Source organism: Ignavibacteriota bacterium (assembly GCA_016713565.1).
Lineage (GTDB): Bacteria > Bacteroidota > Ignavibacteria > Ignavibacteriales > Melioribacteraceae.
Window position 1 is genome coordinate 676,851 of record JADJOX010000008.1, and the last position, 16,281, is coordinate 693,131.

Here is a 16,281-nt window from a genome sequence, read left to right on the forward strand (position 1 = left end):
ATATTGGCTTATGATAATTTCAATAAATGATATTTTAATTTATGATAAAAAGTTTAATTTAGGTGAAAATAAGTGCATAATAATATTCCATCGGAATTATGCATAATAATATCTCCAAAATGCACAATAATATTCTTTAACCAATAAGTAAATATTGTCTTTGAAAGTATGTTCTTAATTCTGTTAAAATGGTTCTGAATAATTTAAGTTTAGTTCCGCCGCGCTTTCTTTGAAAGTTAAGCACGGCTAAATATAAATCTTTGCGTTGCTTAATTGGCATTGCTCTTTGGGGCTGCGGGTTATTGGCAACGACGTTTTAGGTTTTAAATAGGTTTTGTGAAAAATGAAAATATTTATACTAGTTATTCCAATAATAATTGTAATAAGTCTAACAAATTGTTCTAAAAATAATTCTCCAACCATTCCGACAAATCCAGAAAAAAAAGATTCATTAATTTTTAGTATTTATCTTAATGAAATAAATAATGATTCTAAATCTGCCTCAATTGGGACAGAAATATCAATTACATTTTTAGACTCAAACTATACAATTTTTACGTCTGATTCTGGCATCGCAAATTTAATTGTTATTGTTGATTCAATACCGTCAGAAGAATTTATAGCAAATATTAAAGTTGATAAACAAAATTATAAATCAATTGATACTTCGATTGTTGTTTCGTTCTCCTCTAATTCTAAATTATTTAAGTATAATTTAAATTTATACTACAAAATATTACTCAATCAATCCGTTTCAATCTGAATCTAAGTGAGGAGAATAATGATTTAATATTCCAATCTGTAAATACGGAAATATTAGTTAATATTTTAGATGCAAATTATACAATTCATACGGATCAATCTGGTAGTGCACAATTAATTTGTAACTTCAAGCTGGATTCTTTTGATACTATTAAGGTGAAAATAAATGTCGATAAGAAAACGTATTTTACAGTTGACACTACAATCAATATAACTTCAGATGAATTAATGATTTCAAATATTATTGACTGTAATTTAACTTTACACTATAAAAAGTTATTATTTCCCATTAGAAGTAGGACATAAAACAAAATATATTGCTAGAAAATACTATAGCGATGTTTATGATGGTTGGTCTATCGTTAGTACAGAAGATTGGGAAATAAAAAAGGTTGACTCAAATTATTCATTTTTTAATTTATTAGTCACAAGTCATTATTATATGAAAATCACTTATATTCATCCATCGCTAGACACAACATATTTAGACGAAACTTATCAAAATGAGTATACAATAGATATTTCTAAAGAAGGATTCCTAAGTGTACAAATATGTCCGAGTGATAAATCTTATATATGTCGTTGTATTCAAGATTGCATAAATGGAAGTAACCCAATTACAATTTATCGGAAGAATTCAAAAGACTTAAATCTTACTTTTAAGGGTAATTGGGCAGATTATACACTCACGAAAGGATATGGTATAAGTTATTTATCAACTTATACACTAGGAGGTGCAGCAAGTGGATATGAATATAAGAGAAGAAATTGAAGTAAATGACAAAAACCTAACCAACAAATCTCCAAGGGAGTCCTTCGGACAACTTGACCGCCGTTCTCCTTCGGGTTAAATTGTAAAATTTGGCTTCGTAAGTTTAATTTAAGTTTTTTGTTAAAGTGTTGTACAGTTCAAGGAAAGGTAAGTCGCAGTTTTTGCTAAAGACAAAATAAAAACTGCTTTGGTAATTTTAACCAATAGTAATTTTATAAAATTGTTGTTTAGGGCGGCAAGTTATTTGCCACGGTTAACCACTCCCAGTTTATACTAAAATTTGCCGTAGCCCAAAGAGAGCTCAGATAGACGCATAGTAGTACAAGCTAAAATAAGTAGAGCGAGCTAAGAAAGAAGAAACTAAAAAAATAAATAAAAACTAATAACGAGTGAAATAGAATTATTATAGTGAGACCAAAGTCAAGAACCCAAAATAATGGGTAAGGTACTTCTGTTTTTTCTTGACTTTCTTTACTATAGACGCCGTTATACAATTATATTATTCGGGATAGCAATGCTATTAAAAAAATATTTTTCTTATTTCTTGTATTTTATTTTACATATACCTTGGGACAAAATACTCAAGAATGCGATCTTAATTTAATAAAAAGACTTGCACCAATTGGTGAGGCAGTAAGTTTTTGTTACAAGGATAACTACGTTTTTGTAGGAAGTACTTATGGCCCTATAAATGTTATTGATGTATCTGATCCAACAGATATAAAATACGTTAGCCAAACAATAATGCAAAATACCGTGTTTGCACTTGCTGTACATAATAACATTCTTTTAGCTGGGTTAGATACAAGAGGATTAGAACTGATTGATATAAGTGATATAAAAAATCCTAGGAAAATATCATCTTATTTTGAAAGAGGTACAACAATAACTTCAATTTCTGTTGAAGAAAATATTATATATTGTACAACTTATAATTCACTATTTATTTTAGATTATACTGACCCATATAATCTAACTGAAATTGGCAATATTAATTTTGAAAGTTATTTTGATTTTATTGATCAACCAAAAATTATAAAATTGGGTAAAATTTGTTATGTAGGTATTTCATATAGTATTTTAGAAATTGATGTTGAAAATAAAAAAGTACCTAAATTACTAAATGCTTTTACGATTAATGATAAAATTACTAGTTTTTACGTTGCAAAGGATATTTATTATATAATTCATACTAATTATGATTCTTCTCTTTCCCATTTTTCCATTTTTGATAATTCAAGCCATTCCACACCAATTTTATTAAGCGATATAAGTAAGAATAAATATATTGTTGAATTTAGAAATATTGTTGTTGATCAGAATAAAGCTATTATTACTGTTAATAGAGATGATCGATCAAAGGTTCTAATTTATAGCATAGAGTCATTGAATTCACCAAAAGAAATTTCATCTCTATCAGTTGTTGATTCGAAAATAATCTCAAAAGGGCAACAATTAAATAATATATATTTAGTTGGTAGCAATGGTTTATCAATTATCAGCACAAATAATATAAATTCTCCAAAAATTCTAGATTTATATAATCCAGGGAGTCTTTTTACATCTATAGCTGTTAATGAAAATTTTATCCTTGCAACTTCAGAAGTTACTGGCCTAGCTATTTTTGAAAATGCGAATTATGATAGCTTAAAATTAATTAGTCATTATAAAAATATTGATAAAATGAAAAACGTATTTGTTAAAGATAAATATGCATTTGTTACATCTAAAAAAATATTTGAAATTTTAGATTTATCTGACATTGAAAATCCGCTGTTAATTAGTTCTACTAAATTACAAGACGGTTATGAGTCTATTATTGTTGATTCATTGGCATATATTGCTGATGGAGATTATGGAATAAAAATATTTAATATATCGGATATCCTGGATCCTAAATTAGTAAGTCAGTTTAACAATGGAATAAATATAAATTGTTTAGATATATATAATAATAATATTTTTACCGGCGGAAGAAAAAATTTCCAAATATTAGAAATCAATCACCAAAATAACATAACACAAATATCAAATATTGGTGGCATATATTCAGGACATGATATTAAAGTATTAGACGATTTAGCTTGTATTGCAAACGAGGAAAACGGAGTTATTTTTAATATTGCTGATTTAGCTAATCCCAAATTTAAAAGTATTTATTATGGTCCCGCTTATGGTGTTGATTTATTTAATAATTATGCAGTTGTTGCTGATTTATTTGGAGGTATAAAAATCATTGATCTAACTATACCAGAAAATCCTAAGATTAATTGTTCATATTCTCACAATGATTTATCAATGTGTGTGCAAGTTTACGATAATAAAATTTTTAGTGCTTTATATAATACAGGCATTTGTATTTTAGAGAGAAATTTATTGTCTGATACCAATGTAGTAAATAATAATGATTATGATTATGTATTCATGCTTTTTCAAAACTATCCAAATCCGTTTAATCAAAATACAACAATAAGTTATACAATACCAAAACAATTACAAGTAACATTAAAAGTATATGATATGCTTGGTAGAGAAATAAAAACTTTAGTTAACAAAATTCAATTATCTGGCAACTACAAAGTTAAATTTGATGGTTCTAACTTGGGAAGTGGAATATATTATTATAAAATACAAACAAGTGAGTTTACAGAGACTAAGAAACTTATGCTTTTAAAATAAAAAAGTTGTATAACCAGCAAATCTACCCGACTCCCGATGAATCGGGACAATCTGCAGAAACATATCATAGGAATTTGTAAAAATAAAGTTTGAAAGTTAATTTTAGTTACTTGTTAAAGTGTAGTGCTATTCAGAAAAGAGAAGGAAAATGAAAAATAATATTTCAATTATAATTATACTTATGTTATTTAATTCAGTGAATTTAATTGCGCAATGGAAAAGTTATGATTTTAATTCACCTTCAGGGGGTTATATAAATTTTGTATTTGCCAATGGGAATTACTTATTAGCGAGTGCATCCGAAGAAGGTGTTTATGAATCATTTGACAATGGTGAGAACTGGAGGTTTACCGGGTTAAAAGAACCAATGTTTGAGGTTTTAGATTTTGCCAAAAATGATTCAGTTGTTTATGCGGCAAGTACTCATGGTTTGTTTAGAAAGAGAATAATTGAAGATTCATGGAAATTAGTTGATTCTTCATTTACTTCAATTTACCCAGCTATTGAAATATTAAATAATTATATATTTGTTTCTGATTACGAAGGTGGCTTATTAAAATCAAGTGATAATGGGAAAACTTGGATAAAAATAGATACCATATTTGATGATCATCAATTTAGTTCGGTTGCAGGAAATGATTCGTTACTTTTTGTAGTCGCAGCAAATGAAATTTTTAAATCTGCAGATTATGGGTTAACTTGGATTAAATGTTATATAAATATAAATTTTGATGGTTGCTACAGAATTGAAGTGAATGATTCAATAGTTGCATGTTTATATTTTAATAATCATCTAATAGTATCTAAAGATACCGGTAGTACCTGGTTTCCGATCAATATGGATTATTTGACTTCAAACATATTAAGTATCGCACTAGATGTCAAGGATATTTACCTAACTGGTGAGAACGGTATTTACTTATATTCTTCAGAAAATGATACTATAGTCGATGTGTCTTCAAATATTTCATTGGACTATACTCACTCTGCGGCAGTTAATGATTCAACTGTTTTTCTTGCTACGAACTACGGCATTTATAAAAGGAATAAATTCAGCGATGATTGGCAATCTTCAAATTATGGTTTAAACGCAATTATAATTGAATCATTTAATGTAACTCAAAATATTCTTTGGGCTTACTCATATAATCATGGAATATTTACTTCAATTGATAGAGGTGAAACATGGAATAAATATGATCATAGTATAACCGATCAATGGATATATGCTTTAATTACAAATGGAACTGATGTTTTAATTGGTACCGAAAATGGAATATATTTAAGTGAGGATGAAGGAAATGAGTGGCAATATGTCAACGAATTTAAAGCCAATTCATTTATTGTTGTTGAAGATAAGATATTTGCTGGTGGATGGGAAGGTTGTCTTTTCTCAACTGATAATGGACTAACATGGAAAACGGATTATTATAATTTTACATATGGCATTCATACAATGGCCTCCATTGGGAGTACTATTTTTATGGCGTCGTACACCGCTGGAATTTATGTTATTAATGATGGCTCCCTAACAATTAGAAACAAAGGCTTAAATGAGAATTCAAGATCAGTAATAAAACTATTAACCGTGGATTCAACAATTTATAATATAACATATGGCGGAGCATTTGTTTCGACCGATATGGGATTAAATTGGGAAAAAACCGATTTAGATTTCTTTGGTGGTGCAATAAATACGATAACGAATTATAACACTTATTATTTTTTGGGATCTCCAACTGGTATATTTAAATCCAGCGATAAGGGAATAAATTGGGATTATATTGAAGATAGTGAAGAAATCGGTAATGTAACTTCAATTTTAGTCAATAGTGAAAAATTGTATGCAGCAAGTGAAGGGAAACTATGGTATGTAACTTTAAGTGATTTAATTTCTAGTGTACATCAAGAACATAATTTAGGAAATAGATTTAATCTATCACAGAACTATCCTAATCCGTTTAATCCAACTACTTCAATAAATTATTCAATTCCAAAACGTGGGATTGTAACACTAAAAATATTTGACGTATTGGGTAGAGAAATGCAAACTTTAGTAAATGAAATAAAAAACAGTGGTAATTATAAAGTTGAATTTGATGCTTCAAACTTTTCGAGCGGAATTTATTTTTATAAGTTACAAATAGAGAATTCTATTTTAATTAAAAAAATGATTTTATTAAAATAAGTATAAAGATAAACAATAAATCTACTCATACGCGGCCTTTAAATCGGTACAAGTTGCAATTCTAAGATTGGGATTTGAACAAAATATAAATTTCAATATATCTGTATTTTCTAAAAAACCTTTACAATAAGTCTCATCGCTAAGCCTAACAGTAGGTATCCTCAAACAATCCTTTTCTAAATATCATGGCAAGGCACCCTAGTCTCTTAAAATCTCAAATCGAATATTTAAAAAAATAAATAACTAATTCATAAAGACCAGTTCTGAAGGGAATAATTTCTCTTTGGAGCTGGTCTTTTTCATTTTAAAACCATTTCCCAACAGAACAAAAGACTATAATTTATTATTTTTCTAAACCTGCTGATAAAACCGCAAAAGATTCTCATTTGCATGAAAGTTACTAGATTTTAATGATCTTATTTCTCTTGTGGAGTAATTTTATAATAAACAAACCGATGAAGAAAAGAATATTTTTCCTCTGCAGCTAATATTCTTTCTGGGTAAAAAAGAATAGTGGTTAATTTAAGAAAATGTAAATATAGTAAATAATGGCTTTCCAGATTTCCTTAGTTAGAATTAAAAAAATTGAGATAAAGAGAAAATCTTTCATGTTTCCGGCGCGCCGGATAAAATTTGTATTTCCACCACTAAATCTATTATCCTTCTTCGAAAATATATTCCTGAAATTTTTAAAGTCATCATATCATGAAAATATTATATACACAATTATTTCAACGTTCATTTCAAATCGAACTATTAACCAACTAATCACTATCAAAAACAAAAAAGGAGCATTACTATGTTAATGGCAATATTGTTAGCAATAATGTTAATGCTGAGTGTAATTGCAAAAAAGTAAACAAACACCATCTTGTGGATAAAACATTTGGTCTACTTGAAGAAGCACTTACCAACAAAATATCATCCTTATTAACTTTAAAGATTTGGAGATTCTCTTTACCGACTTAACAGCAATAAAGTTCTTAAAGACTTGTTATTGGTAGAAAAAATATTGAATTTTGATTGAATATTTTTCGATGTAATTTATTTAATTATAAATGCGAATTAAAATTATGAAGAAATACTTATTTTCAATTATGTTTGTTGTATCAACCCTTACTGGACAAATCAGCAGTGTAAAATTAAGCGATGGTAGTTCAAAAAATAATGTAACAGATATTGTTGTTGTTTTCAAAATGCACGTTGATATTGGATATACAAATTGGGCTGAAGGAGTTTTACAAAAATATACCAATGAACTTTTAGATAAAACTATAAAATCAATTGAAGAGACTTCAAGATTACCAAAATCAGAACAGTTTGTTTGGACAATTCCAAGTTGGCCGCTTAAATATATGTTGGAAAACAGCACCACAGACAGAAAAGAACGACTTGAAAAAGCAATTAAAGAATTGCGCATAATTCCACATGCTTTGCCAGCAACAATTGAAACGGAAGCCAGTGACTTGGAGACGCTTGTAAGAGGTCTTTCATTCTCTTCAAAAATTAATAAATCGTTCGGATTACCAGAAGCACGAGATGCTAAACTAACTGATGTGCCCAGTCATTCAAGAGTATTACCAACATTGCTTAAAAATGCAGGAATTGATTTTCTGCATATCGGATGTAATCCAGGTTCTGCTTCGCCAAAAGTTCCAACTTTATTTTGGTGGCAAGGACCAGACAGCTCAAAATTATTAACGTTATATTGGGCTGAATATTATGGCTCGGGAATTTTACCACCACCTAATTGGCCGTATAAAACATGGCTCGCAATGATTCATACTCATGAAAATACTGGAGCTCCTAATCCAAAAGAAGTTGGAGAATTATTGCGATTTGCAAAAGAGAAAATGCCGAATGTAAATATTAAAATAGGCAGACTTTCAGATTTCTACGACCTATTGATGAAAGAGAAACCGAATCTCCCGGTTATAACTGAAGATATGCCGGATACATGGATTCATGGATATTTGTCCTTACCAAGAGAAACCAAATTAAGTAAATTTTTTCAGCGTGAAACCTATAACACAGAAATATTAAATTCTCAATTGAAATTATGGGATATTGAAAATACCGATATAACAAAATATATTGATGATGCGGTTGAAAATATGATTTTATATGATGAACATACTTTTGGTGCCGCAATGTCGCATGGGAACCAACAAAATTGGGCATTTAATGAAGAATTCAAAATTAATAAATCGCTGGGAAATTATGACTACATTGAAGGAACATGGACGGAAAAAAGCGAACCGCATAAAAACTACAGAAAAATTATTTCACTTATTATGAAACATCAACTTAATTGTCTTGCGGCTTCAGTTAAAACTAACGGGAAAAGAGTTGTTGTGTATAATCCTTTACCTTGGAAAAGAAGTGGACGAGTTGAATTTTTTGCTGGAGTTTATAAAAAGTCTTTTAGTGTTTATGGTTTAAAGGACTTATCAAATGATAAAATTATTCCTGTTTATGAAGATTATAATTTAATTTCATTTGACGCCGATTCAATACCGCCAATGGGGTACAAAACTTATATACCAATTTTAGAACCCCTCACTTTTAATTCTAAGCTTAAACTTGATGAAAAAAATAATTCATTAGAAAATCGGTATTATTCCATAAAAATAAATATTATAAATGGTGCACTTATTTCAGTTTATGATAAAACGAATAATAAAGAATTAGTTAATCAAAATTACCCCGAAGGATTTGGGCAGTACATAATTGAAATTCCGGGTAAAAATACTATTGATAAATATAATAAAGCTTATGTAAAACCAGGAGCAGAAAATTGGGCAAATGATGAGATGATAAGATCAAATGTTCCGTTTAATGAAGATATAATTTATAAAGGTGAATGCGAAAAAGTAGTTTATAAAAATATGGGAAATGCTATTCGTGCAACAGTTATTGGCAAAGTTAATAATTCTGAATTACAAAAATATTATGTGACTTATACTCTATATGAAAACCAGCCTTACGTTGAGATAAATTGGGGAGTTGATGGAAAGAAACCAAATCCGTTGCCTGAAGCCGGTTGGTTATCTTTTCCATTTAATATTGAAAACCTGAATATAGACTTTATAGAACAGGGGTATTGTTGATCCTCAAAGAGAACTTATTGAACAATCAAATCAAGATTATTATTTCATAAATACTTCTATGACAATGTTTGATAAATCTAAATTCGGCGTTGTCTTAAATAGTCCATCTTCTCCAGGTATCAGTATTGATAGTAAAGGACTTTTCAAGTTTTCAAAGAAAAAAGAATTGACTAATGGAAATGTTTTTGTGAATTTGTACAATAACCAATGGGGAACTAATTTCACTGAGTGGATTGAGGGATCGTTTTCTTCCAAACTCTATATATGGAGCTATAACGAATATGATCCGGAAAATAATTTTATTTCATTTTCTGAAGAAACCCGGGTTCCTTTAAAAGGCGTATATTTTGATGGAGAAGAAGGCTCAAAACCGATAATTCAGAACGGAATTGAGTTAAATAGAAAAGGCATTTTATTAACTTCATTAAAACAAGATACCGATAAGAAAAACATGTTGATTAGATTATGGGAACAAGCTGGTAAAGATGGATTGTGTACAGTTACATTACCCAAAAATTCAAAATTTGATAAAGCGTATTTATGTAATTTACGTGAAGAAGTTATTGACGATTTTGGTATAGATATTGTTGAAAATGAGTTTAGTTTTAATATAAAAGCAAATCAACCATTAACTTTTTTATTAAAGTAATATTTTTTTAGAATATTTTATGCGATTTATAATATTTGTTTTACTTGGATTACAAATTCCTTGTACCGCGCAGCCTTATTCATTATCTAATGACGTTAAACGAATTGTTTTTTTAGGAAATAGTATAACATATTCGGGAAAATATATTTCATATATAGATGCTTACTTTTCAATTCTTTATCCTGAAAAACATTTTGAATTTATCAATCTTGGATTACCAAGTGAAACTGTCTCAGGATTATCGGAACCTAATCATGCTGATGGAAAATTTGCGCGTCCAGATTTACATGAACGATTAGAAAGGCTTCTAGTAAAAATAAAACCCGATTTGGTTTTAGCTTGTTATGGAATGAATGATGGTATTTATATGCCATTTGATGAAGATCGTTTTCATAAATATAAAGAAGGGATGGGTTGGTTACATGATCAAATATTAAAATCGGGTACATCTTTATTGCTTATAACTCCCCCTGTATTTGATGAGCGAAAAGGAAAAGCATATTCAAACGTTCTTGATATTTATTCAGATTGGCTTATAAGTTGCCGTTATACTTCACACTGGGAAGTTATAGATATTCATTGGCCAATGAAAAAATATTTAGAAGAGCAACGCCTTACAGATTCATTATTCTTATTTGCTGATGATGGAATCCATCCAAATGAAATTGGTCATTTTATCATAACCAAACAAATTCTTTTATATTTAGGAGAGACAGAATTTGCAAATGCAAAGGACATCAAAAATGCCTTATCAAATTATGAAAATGGTGATGCTATTTTAAATCTAATCGAGAAACGGCAAAAGATAGTTAAAGACGCTTGGCTTACCTTTATTGGTCACAAAAGACCAGGTATGGAAGTTGGATTACCTATAACTGAAGCTAATACTCAATGTGTTGAAATTAATAAACAGATACAGGCATTATTAAAGCAATAACAAAACTCTTAATTTTCTTCGCCTTAATCTACTTGTTACAAATTACTTTTATTTTAGTTTAAGTGATTTACTGCTAGTTCTTTATTCAAGAATACAAATAATCACAAATAAGCCATTCTTGAAATTTTATTTATTTAAAATTTATGCATAATTCCAATGTCTGCAATCATGAATGGAAAAAAGAAAATTCCAAAAAAGTATCTTATTGAATTAATTTAAAAAATGAAGAAATATTTTTTATCCTGGGATTTAGACGAAAATATTGAACGTTGTATTGGATATTAGGATATAAAATATAGAGATTGAGCTTGTTTAGATTTAATTGATAATTTTACTAATTTGGTTAGTAATTTTTTATAATACTTTTTATCAATATTACTGTATGAAATCTGAAATTGTCTCTCAATACAACGCTGCATTAAAAATGCTTTTTAGTACAATAGAATTGTGTCCTGATAAATTATGGATAGACGAAGAATATGAAAATTCATTTTGGCGGATTGTTTATCATACGCTTTTTTATACTTCTTTATATTTATCAAAAAATCCTCAAAGTTTTACAACATGGTCAAAGCATAAAGAAAACTATAATTGCTTGGGAAATTTTACTTATGATAATAAACCGATTGTCATTAATGAAATTTATTCAAAAGAAATTTTGACTGAATATCTAAAAGCAATATTAGAAAAGGTTGAAATATCAATCAGCGAAATGGAAGAAAATAAAATAAGTGAATTTAATTGGATTCCGGGAATGAGTTAAATCGTCATTTATATAACATTAGACATATCCAACATCATACTGGACAACTAGTTGAAAGATTACACTGTAACAAAGTCAAAGGTATTAAGTGGATAGGGTAAAAGATTAAAAGAAAATACAGGAGATAGATAATGAAAAATCATCTTGAAACAGCAATAGAAAAATTTGATAATGGGTTTAATTGTTCGCAATCTGTTTTGTTTTCGTTTTGTGAAGAATTGAAAATTGAAAAAGATATAGCCTTAAAAATAGCATGCGGTTTTGGCGGGGGAATGGGAAGAAAAGGGGAAGTTTGCGGAACGGTTACAGGAGGCATAATGGCTATGGGATTGAAGTATGGAAATGATTCAAATGGAGGAATTGAAAAAATTGAACTTACGCGTTTAAAGACTAGAGAGCTAATGGATAACTTTACAAAAATTCATGGTACATATCTTTGTAGAAAATTATTAGATGATAATGATTTAAATACGGAAGTTGGAAAGAATAAATTCAAAGAACTAGATTTAAAGAATAAAGTATGCAAACAATGTATGTCAACTGTTATTAATTATCTTGAAGAAATAATTTGAAAAAAGTGTTAATAAATTGACTAACCACTTCTGTTCCAGCGTAAGCAATAAGATAATAACTAAATACTAATCAGAATCAGTGTAATTCTTCATTTAATTTTATTAAATAAAATAAATTAAGATAGAGATTTAACATATTGTAGTTTCTTATAATATTTTTTATTTGAAAAATTTGCAATATTAAAGTTTGTCAAATTCTTGACAGTCTAGCCTAGTTTAACTCCTTAATTTTGATTAAGAAATTTAATTAACCAAATAAGGAGTAAAGACATGAAAAACAATTCTCAATCAAATCTGCTTTAATAGCCGGCGCATTTGCAACAACTGCTATGACAATATTTACTTATATGGCACCGCTAATGGGCTTTGAAATGAATATTCCCCAAATGTTGGCAAAGACTATGGGCACGCCAATTATTTTTGGATGGATTGCACATTTTATGGTAGGCGAAATTCTTGCAATAAATTTCGGCGCAATATTTATTAGTGCATTAAATAAAAAACCAAATTTAAAACCGGTGCATTATTCGGCTTAATACCTTGGTTTATTGCTCAAATAATGGTAATGCCAATGATGAGTTTAATGAGCGGTGGAAGTTATTCTGATGGATTATTTTCCGAATCAATAATGGTTGCAATGGCAAGTTTAATTGGACATATAATTTATGGAGGAGTGTTAGGAAAAATTTACAAACCTGAAAGTGTTGTTGTTAATGTAACCGCTTAAGTGGAGTTGAAATGAAAATAAATAATAATCAAAAGAAAACGCTAATTGTTTGGCTGATAATTACAACAGCAGCCTTAATTATATGGATTGGTTTCGGCGGTGAAATTTTTACAAAAACACAAATAATGATTGAAAAACAAGACGAACTAATGGGAACGTCAATTAAAGATTGGAAAAATCAATTTGTGTTGGGATTAGATTATACAACCGGATTTATTGGAATATTATCAGCAATTATCATCACAATTTTATGGAAGCAAAGGAAATAATAGCAGTTTAAATATTTGATAGAAATCAATTTTGCAAACTGTCAAAATCTTGACAGACTATAAATGTACTAGTACATAAATTATCGTCAACAAAATAAAATTTTTGTAACAGTCAAAGGAATTGCAAAAAAGCCTCATTAGTCAAATTAGTGGCAATTTTAGCAGAAAAAACATTTTCAAATTATATGGGAAGATTAGCGAAACCGGAAATTGATTTTCCAAAAGCAGAACCATTATCAGAAACAAAAGCAGCTTAAATTATAAATTAAAGGAGAAAATTAAAATGAAACAAAATTCATTAAAATCATTATTTGTATTTCTTTTATTTGGAATAAATCTTTTTGCTCAAGCATTTACCGTAGATTCTAAAGATGGAAGAAACCAAGCACAGTTTATATCTGACGCACCATTTGAAAAGATTGTCGGTTTATCAAGCGGACTTGATGCAACGGTTATGATAAATCCAAATGATATAACAAATAATACAAATGGAAAAATTAAAGTGGCAATCAATAATATAAAAACAGGAATTGATTTAAGAGATGAGCATCTTAGAAGTGAAATGTGGCTTAATGCCGAAAAATTTCCAAATGCAGAATTTCAATTAACCGGAATTAAAAATGCTTCCTCAAATAAATTAACTGATGGTAAAAAAGTTAATGCAACTTTGGTTGGCAAATTTAGTGTTCATGGAATCACAAAAGATATTGAAGTTCAGGCAAATTTAACATACTACAAAGAAAGCGAAAAAACTAAAGCGAGAATTGCAGGTAATTTATTAATTGCAAATGCAGAATTTGATATAAAACTTTCTGATTACGGAATTCAAATTCCATCAATGGTAGTAAGTAAATTGAATGAAGTTGTAAAAATTAGTACAAATTTTGTAGCTAGCGATGCAAATACAGGAATGAATCCTTGTGCAGTTTGCGGAACAAAGAAAAGTGAATATAAATCCAATCCATGTGCTGTAAAATCGAGTGAAAAAAAAGCAAATCCATGTAATCCTTGCGCACCAAAGAAATAAAAAAGTTATCAAAAATTGTGGGAGTAAGTAATTTACTTCCACTTTCCTAATGAGAATAATATGGAAAGAAGAGAATTTATAAGAATAAGCGGTTTAATAATTGGCAGTTTTTTAGTAACTAGTAAAATGGTAATAGCAAATAATGTAAATGTTCTATCTACTTATAGTAATGAGTTTGTAAAAAAAATCATTTCAATTATTATTGATCTTAAAAATGAAGGGTCAAATCTAGTCAAGAAAATAATGAGTGGTAAGAAATATGAGTATAATCCTTATACACACTATCCCTATGATGGTGGTATAAAAGATGAGGAAACTGGTTATCAAGTATTTTTTCATATTCACAGAGAAAATGAATATGGACATTTCCATACTTTTGCAACAGATGAAAATGGTGAACTGTTGCATCTTGTTCTAATTTCAATGAGCGAGGATGGAAAACCTATTGGTATTTCAACTGTTAATCGGTGGGTTACCGGCGATAAATATGTTAAAGCGAATATTCTTAAAACGCTAGCAAAAAATTTTTCAATTGATCCCAATTTGTACATTGACAAAAGAGTAATTGAGTTTATAAATAATATTTTTAAAGCTTACACAAATGAAATAGAAAATCTATTTGACGATAGAGACTTGATGATAAAAAATTATGTAGACACTAATTTCAGAGAACCTTTTGAAGATCGAGAATTAGAAATTTTATCATTTAAAGAAATAAAAATATAGTTAAAGATATAGAAAAGTAAAAAAAAACTAATTTAATTCAACGACTTTTCTTCATCAACATCACCGTATGAAAACCATTCCTCATTTATAAACAGCGCGGGTATAATTTGAATTTTGAGTTTATCCTAACTCCTTCAATCTACAAATTTAGCTGTAATTTTGGGATTGTTAAACCAAATTATATTAACCGATTTAATTGCTCTATTACAAGCTTCACAATTATCCGATATAATTAACGTTAAAATCACTTTCTTTTTTTTAGCATAAATTTATACTATTGTGAGGAATTCATCTGCCAATAATGTGACAAACTTTATATTACAATATTTTTTAATTCGGAAATATTATTAATAATTAGCTTGCTTCTGTCAAAGTCGATTATACCGCGATTTCGTAAATCAGTCAGAATGTAATTTACTGTTTGACGTGAACAAGCGGTAAGTTCGCCGATATTTTGATGTTTAAGGAAAGGTTTAACAAATATTTGATCCCCGACCTTTTTGCCGTTTTTTCAGCATAACGTAAAATAAAGGATGCTACTCTTTGATTTGCATCCTTGAAAATAAGATCTTCAATTCGTTCCGAAAAGCTGCGTAGCTTTAACCCTAATAATTTTGTTAAGCGTAAATTAAGTTCGGGATTTTTTTCAATAAACGAGGCCAGATCATTTTTATTTATTGCGCAAATTAAAGACGATTCAACGGTTACAGCATAATCGGTTCTTTGATCCTCATCAAGATATGCCATTTCACCGAATATTTCACCAGGATTTATAATTGCTATAATTTTTTCGCTTCCGTCGCTAAGGTATTTATTGATTTTTACTCTGCCAGTTTTCAGAAAGTAAATTGTTTTTGATGGCTCATTAGCAAAATAAATTGGTTCATCACTTTTTATATTATGATCGCTTATCATTTGATTAAGTTCCATCATTTTGCTCTGATCGAGATTTGAAAAAAGGTTGAAATTTTCTAAATACCAAAGTTTTGATTTTTCTGCCATTTAAAATCTCGTTATAATGTTGTTAATATATAAATATTTTATGAAAAAATTCAAAGTACCTTACCACATAGCTTTTTTAAATAGCACCTTAAGAATCC

General features: G+C 28.8%; 14 protein-coding genes and 1 pseudogene. 12 read left to right on the forward strand and 3 right to left on the reverse strand.

The genetic code is table 11. The annotated features are described in order from the left end of the window. Positions 1–136: 136 nt before the first annotated feature. Positions 137–280 (reverse strand): hypothetical protein, encoded by a 144-nt coding sequence (locus IPK06_17650; GenBank protein ID MBK7981795.1) that lies wholly within the window; start codon positions 278–280, stop codon positions 137–139. A 63-nt stretch (positions 281–343) separates the two neighbouring features. Here IPK06_17650 and IPK06_17655 point away from each other — a divergent pair, with 63 nt between their 5' ends. The 12 genes and pseudogenes from IPK06_17655 to IPK06_17710 all read left to right on the forward strand — a co-directional run bounded on the left by IPK06_17655 (position 344) and on the right by IPK06_17710 (position 15,181). After that, a complete protein-coding gene (locus tag IPK06_17655; protein MBK7981796.1) occupies positions 344–763 on the forward strand; it encodes a hypothetical protein in 420 nt (139 codons plus the stop codon). A 1,338-nt stretch (positions 764–2,101) separates the two neighbouring features. Then, complete coding sequence (locus IPK06_17660) at positions 2,102–4,213, forward strand: T9SS type A sorting domain-containing protein (GenBank protein ID MBK7981797.1); 2,112 nt, start codon at positions 2,102–2,104, stop codon at positions 4,211–4,213. 367 nt (positions 4,214–4,580) lie between these two features. Continuing rightward, positions 4,581–6,401: a T9SS type A sorting domain-containing protein gene (locus tag IPK06_17665; GenBank protein ID MBK7981798.1), complete on the forward strand. Its 1,821-nt coding sequence runs from the start codon at positions 4,581–4,583 to the stop codon at positions 6,399–6,401. A gap of 1,070 nt (positions 6,402–7,471) precedes the next feature. Beyond that, positions 7,472–10,160: pseudogene (locus IPK06_17670) on the forward strand (hypothetical protein). 19 nt (positions 10,161–10,179) lie between these two features. Next, complete coding sequence (locus IPK06_17675; protein ID MBK7981799.1) at positions 10,180–11,097, forward strand: SGNH/GDSL hydrolase family protein; 918 nt, start codon at positions 10,180–10,182, stop codon at positions 11,095–11,097. Between the two features lie 382 nt (positions 11,098–11,479). After that, positions 11,480–11,860 carry a hypothetical protein gene (locus IPK06_17680; GenBank protein ID MBK7981800.1) on the forward strand — a complete coding sequence of 127 codons (381 nt, stop codon included), beginning with the start codon at positions 11,480–11,482 and terminating at the stop codon, positions 11,858–11,860. A gap of 131 nt (positions 11,861–11,991) precedes the next feature. Further along, positions 11,992–12,432 carry a C_GCAxxG_C_C family protein gene (locus IPK06_17685; GenBank protein MBK7981801.1) on the forward strand — a complete coding sequence of 147 codons (441 nt, stop codon included), beginning with the start codon at positions 11,992–11,994 and terminating at the stop codon, positions 12,430–12,432. A gap of 329 nt (positions 12,433–12,761) precedes the next feature. After that, positions 12,762–12,968 (forward strand): hypothetical protein, encoded by a 207-nt coding sequence (locus IPK06_17690; protein ID MBK7981802.1) that lies wholly within the window; start codon positions 12,762–12,764, stop codon positions 12,966–12,968. A gap of 35 nt (positions 12,969–13,003) precedes the next feature. Beyond that, complete coding sequence (locus IPK06_17695) at positions 13,004–13,159, forward strand: hypothetical protein (protein ID MBK7981803.1); 156 nt, start codon at positions 13,004–13,006, stop codon at positions 13,157–13,159. Between the two features lie 11 nt (positions 13,160–13,170). Continuing rightward, a complete protein-coding gene (locus IPK06_17700) occupies positions 13,171–13,428 on the forward strand; it encodes a hypothetical protein (protein MBK7981804.1) in 258 nt (85 codons plus the stop codon). Positions 13,429–13,711: 283 nt separating this feature from the next. Next, positions 13,712–14,455 (forward strand): YceI family protein, encoded by a 744-nt coding sequence (locus IPK06_17705; GenBank protein ID MBK7981805.1) that lies wholly within the window; start codon positions 13,712–13,714, stop codon positions 14,453–14,455. A gap of 60 nt (positions 14,456–14,515) precedes the next feature. Beyond that, the gene (locus IPK06_17710; protein ID MBK7981806.1) at positions 14,516–15,181 is read left to right on the forward strand and encodes a hypothetical protein; all 666 of its coding nucleotides are present in this window, start codon (positions 14,516–14,518) and stop codon (positions 15,179–15,181) included. A gap of 313 nt (positions 15,182–15,494) precedes the next feature. On the opposite strand, the gene IPK06_17715 is transcribed toward IPK06_17710, so the two are convergent. Continuing rightward, the gene (locus IPK06_17715) at positions 15,495–15,665 is read right to left on the reverse strand and encodes a winged helix-turn-helix domain-containing protein (protein MBK7981807.1); all 171 of its coding nucleotides are present in this window, start codon (positions 15,663–15,665) and stop codon (positions 15,495–15,497) included. Then, a complete protein-coding gene (locus tag IPK06_17720; GenBank protein ID MBK7981808.1) occupies positions 15,596–16,183 on the reverse strand; it encodes a Crp/Fnr family transcriptional regulator in 588 nt (195 codons plus the stop codon). Before IPK06_17720 ends, IPK06_17715 begins: the two co-directional genes overlap by 70 nt. Positions 16,184–16,281 lie beyond the last annotated feature (98 nt).

Excerpts from the sequence above, each read along its gene's own strand:
- IPK06_17675 (MBK7981799.1), top strand. The coding sequence starts at position 10,180 with ATGCGATTTATAATATTTGTTTTACTTGGATTACAAATTCCTTGTACC.
- IPK06_17705 (MBK7981805.1), top strand. The coding sequence starts at position 13,712 with ATGAAACAAAATTCATTAAAATCATTATTTGTATTTCTTTTATTTGGA.
- IPK06_17655 (MBK7981796.1), top strand. The coding sequence starts at position 344 with ATGAAAATATTTATACTAGTTATTCCAATAATAATTGTAATAAGTCTA.
- IPK06_17695 (MBK7981803.1), top strand. The coding sequence starts at position 13,004 with ATGATGAGTTTAATGAGCGGTGGAAGTTATTCTGATGGATTATTTTCC.
- IPK06_17720 (MBK7981808.1), bottom strand. The coding sequence starts at position 16,183 with ATGGCAGAAAAATCAAAACTTTGGTATTTAGAAAATTTCAACCTTTTT.
- IPK06_17685 (MBK7981801.1), top strand. The coding sequence starts at position 11,992 with ATGAAAAATCATCTTGAAACAGCAATAGAAAAATTTGATAATGGGTTT.
- IPK06_17710 (MBK7981806.1), top strand. The coding sequence starts at position 14,516 with ATGGAAAGAAGAGAATTTATAAGAATAAGCGGTTTAATAATTGGCAGT.
- IPK06_17700 (MBK7981804.1), top strand. The coding sequence starts at position 13,171 with ATGAAAATAAATAATAATCAAAAGAAAACGCTAATTGTTTGGCTGATA.
- IPK06_17665 (MBK7981798.1), top strand. The coding sequence starts at position 4,581 with ATGTTTGAGGTTTTAGATTTTGCCAAAAATGATTCAGTTGTTTATGCG.
- IPK06_17680 (MBK7981800.1), top strand. The coding sequence starts at position 11,480 with ATGAAATCTGAAATTGTCTCTCAATACAACGCTGCATTAAAAATGCTT.
- IPK06_17650 (MBK7981795.1), bottom strand. The coding sequence starts at position 280 with ATGCCAATTAAGCAACGCAAAGATTTATATTTAGCCGTGCTTAACTTT.
- IPK06_17690 (MBK7981802.1), top strand. The coding sequence starts at position 12,762 with ATGACAATATTTACTTATATGGCACCGCTAATGGGCTTTGAAATGAAT.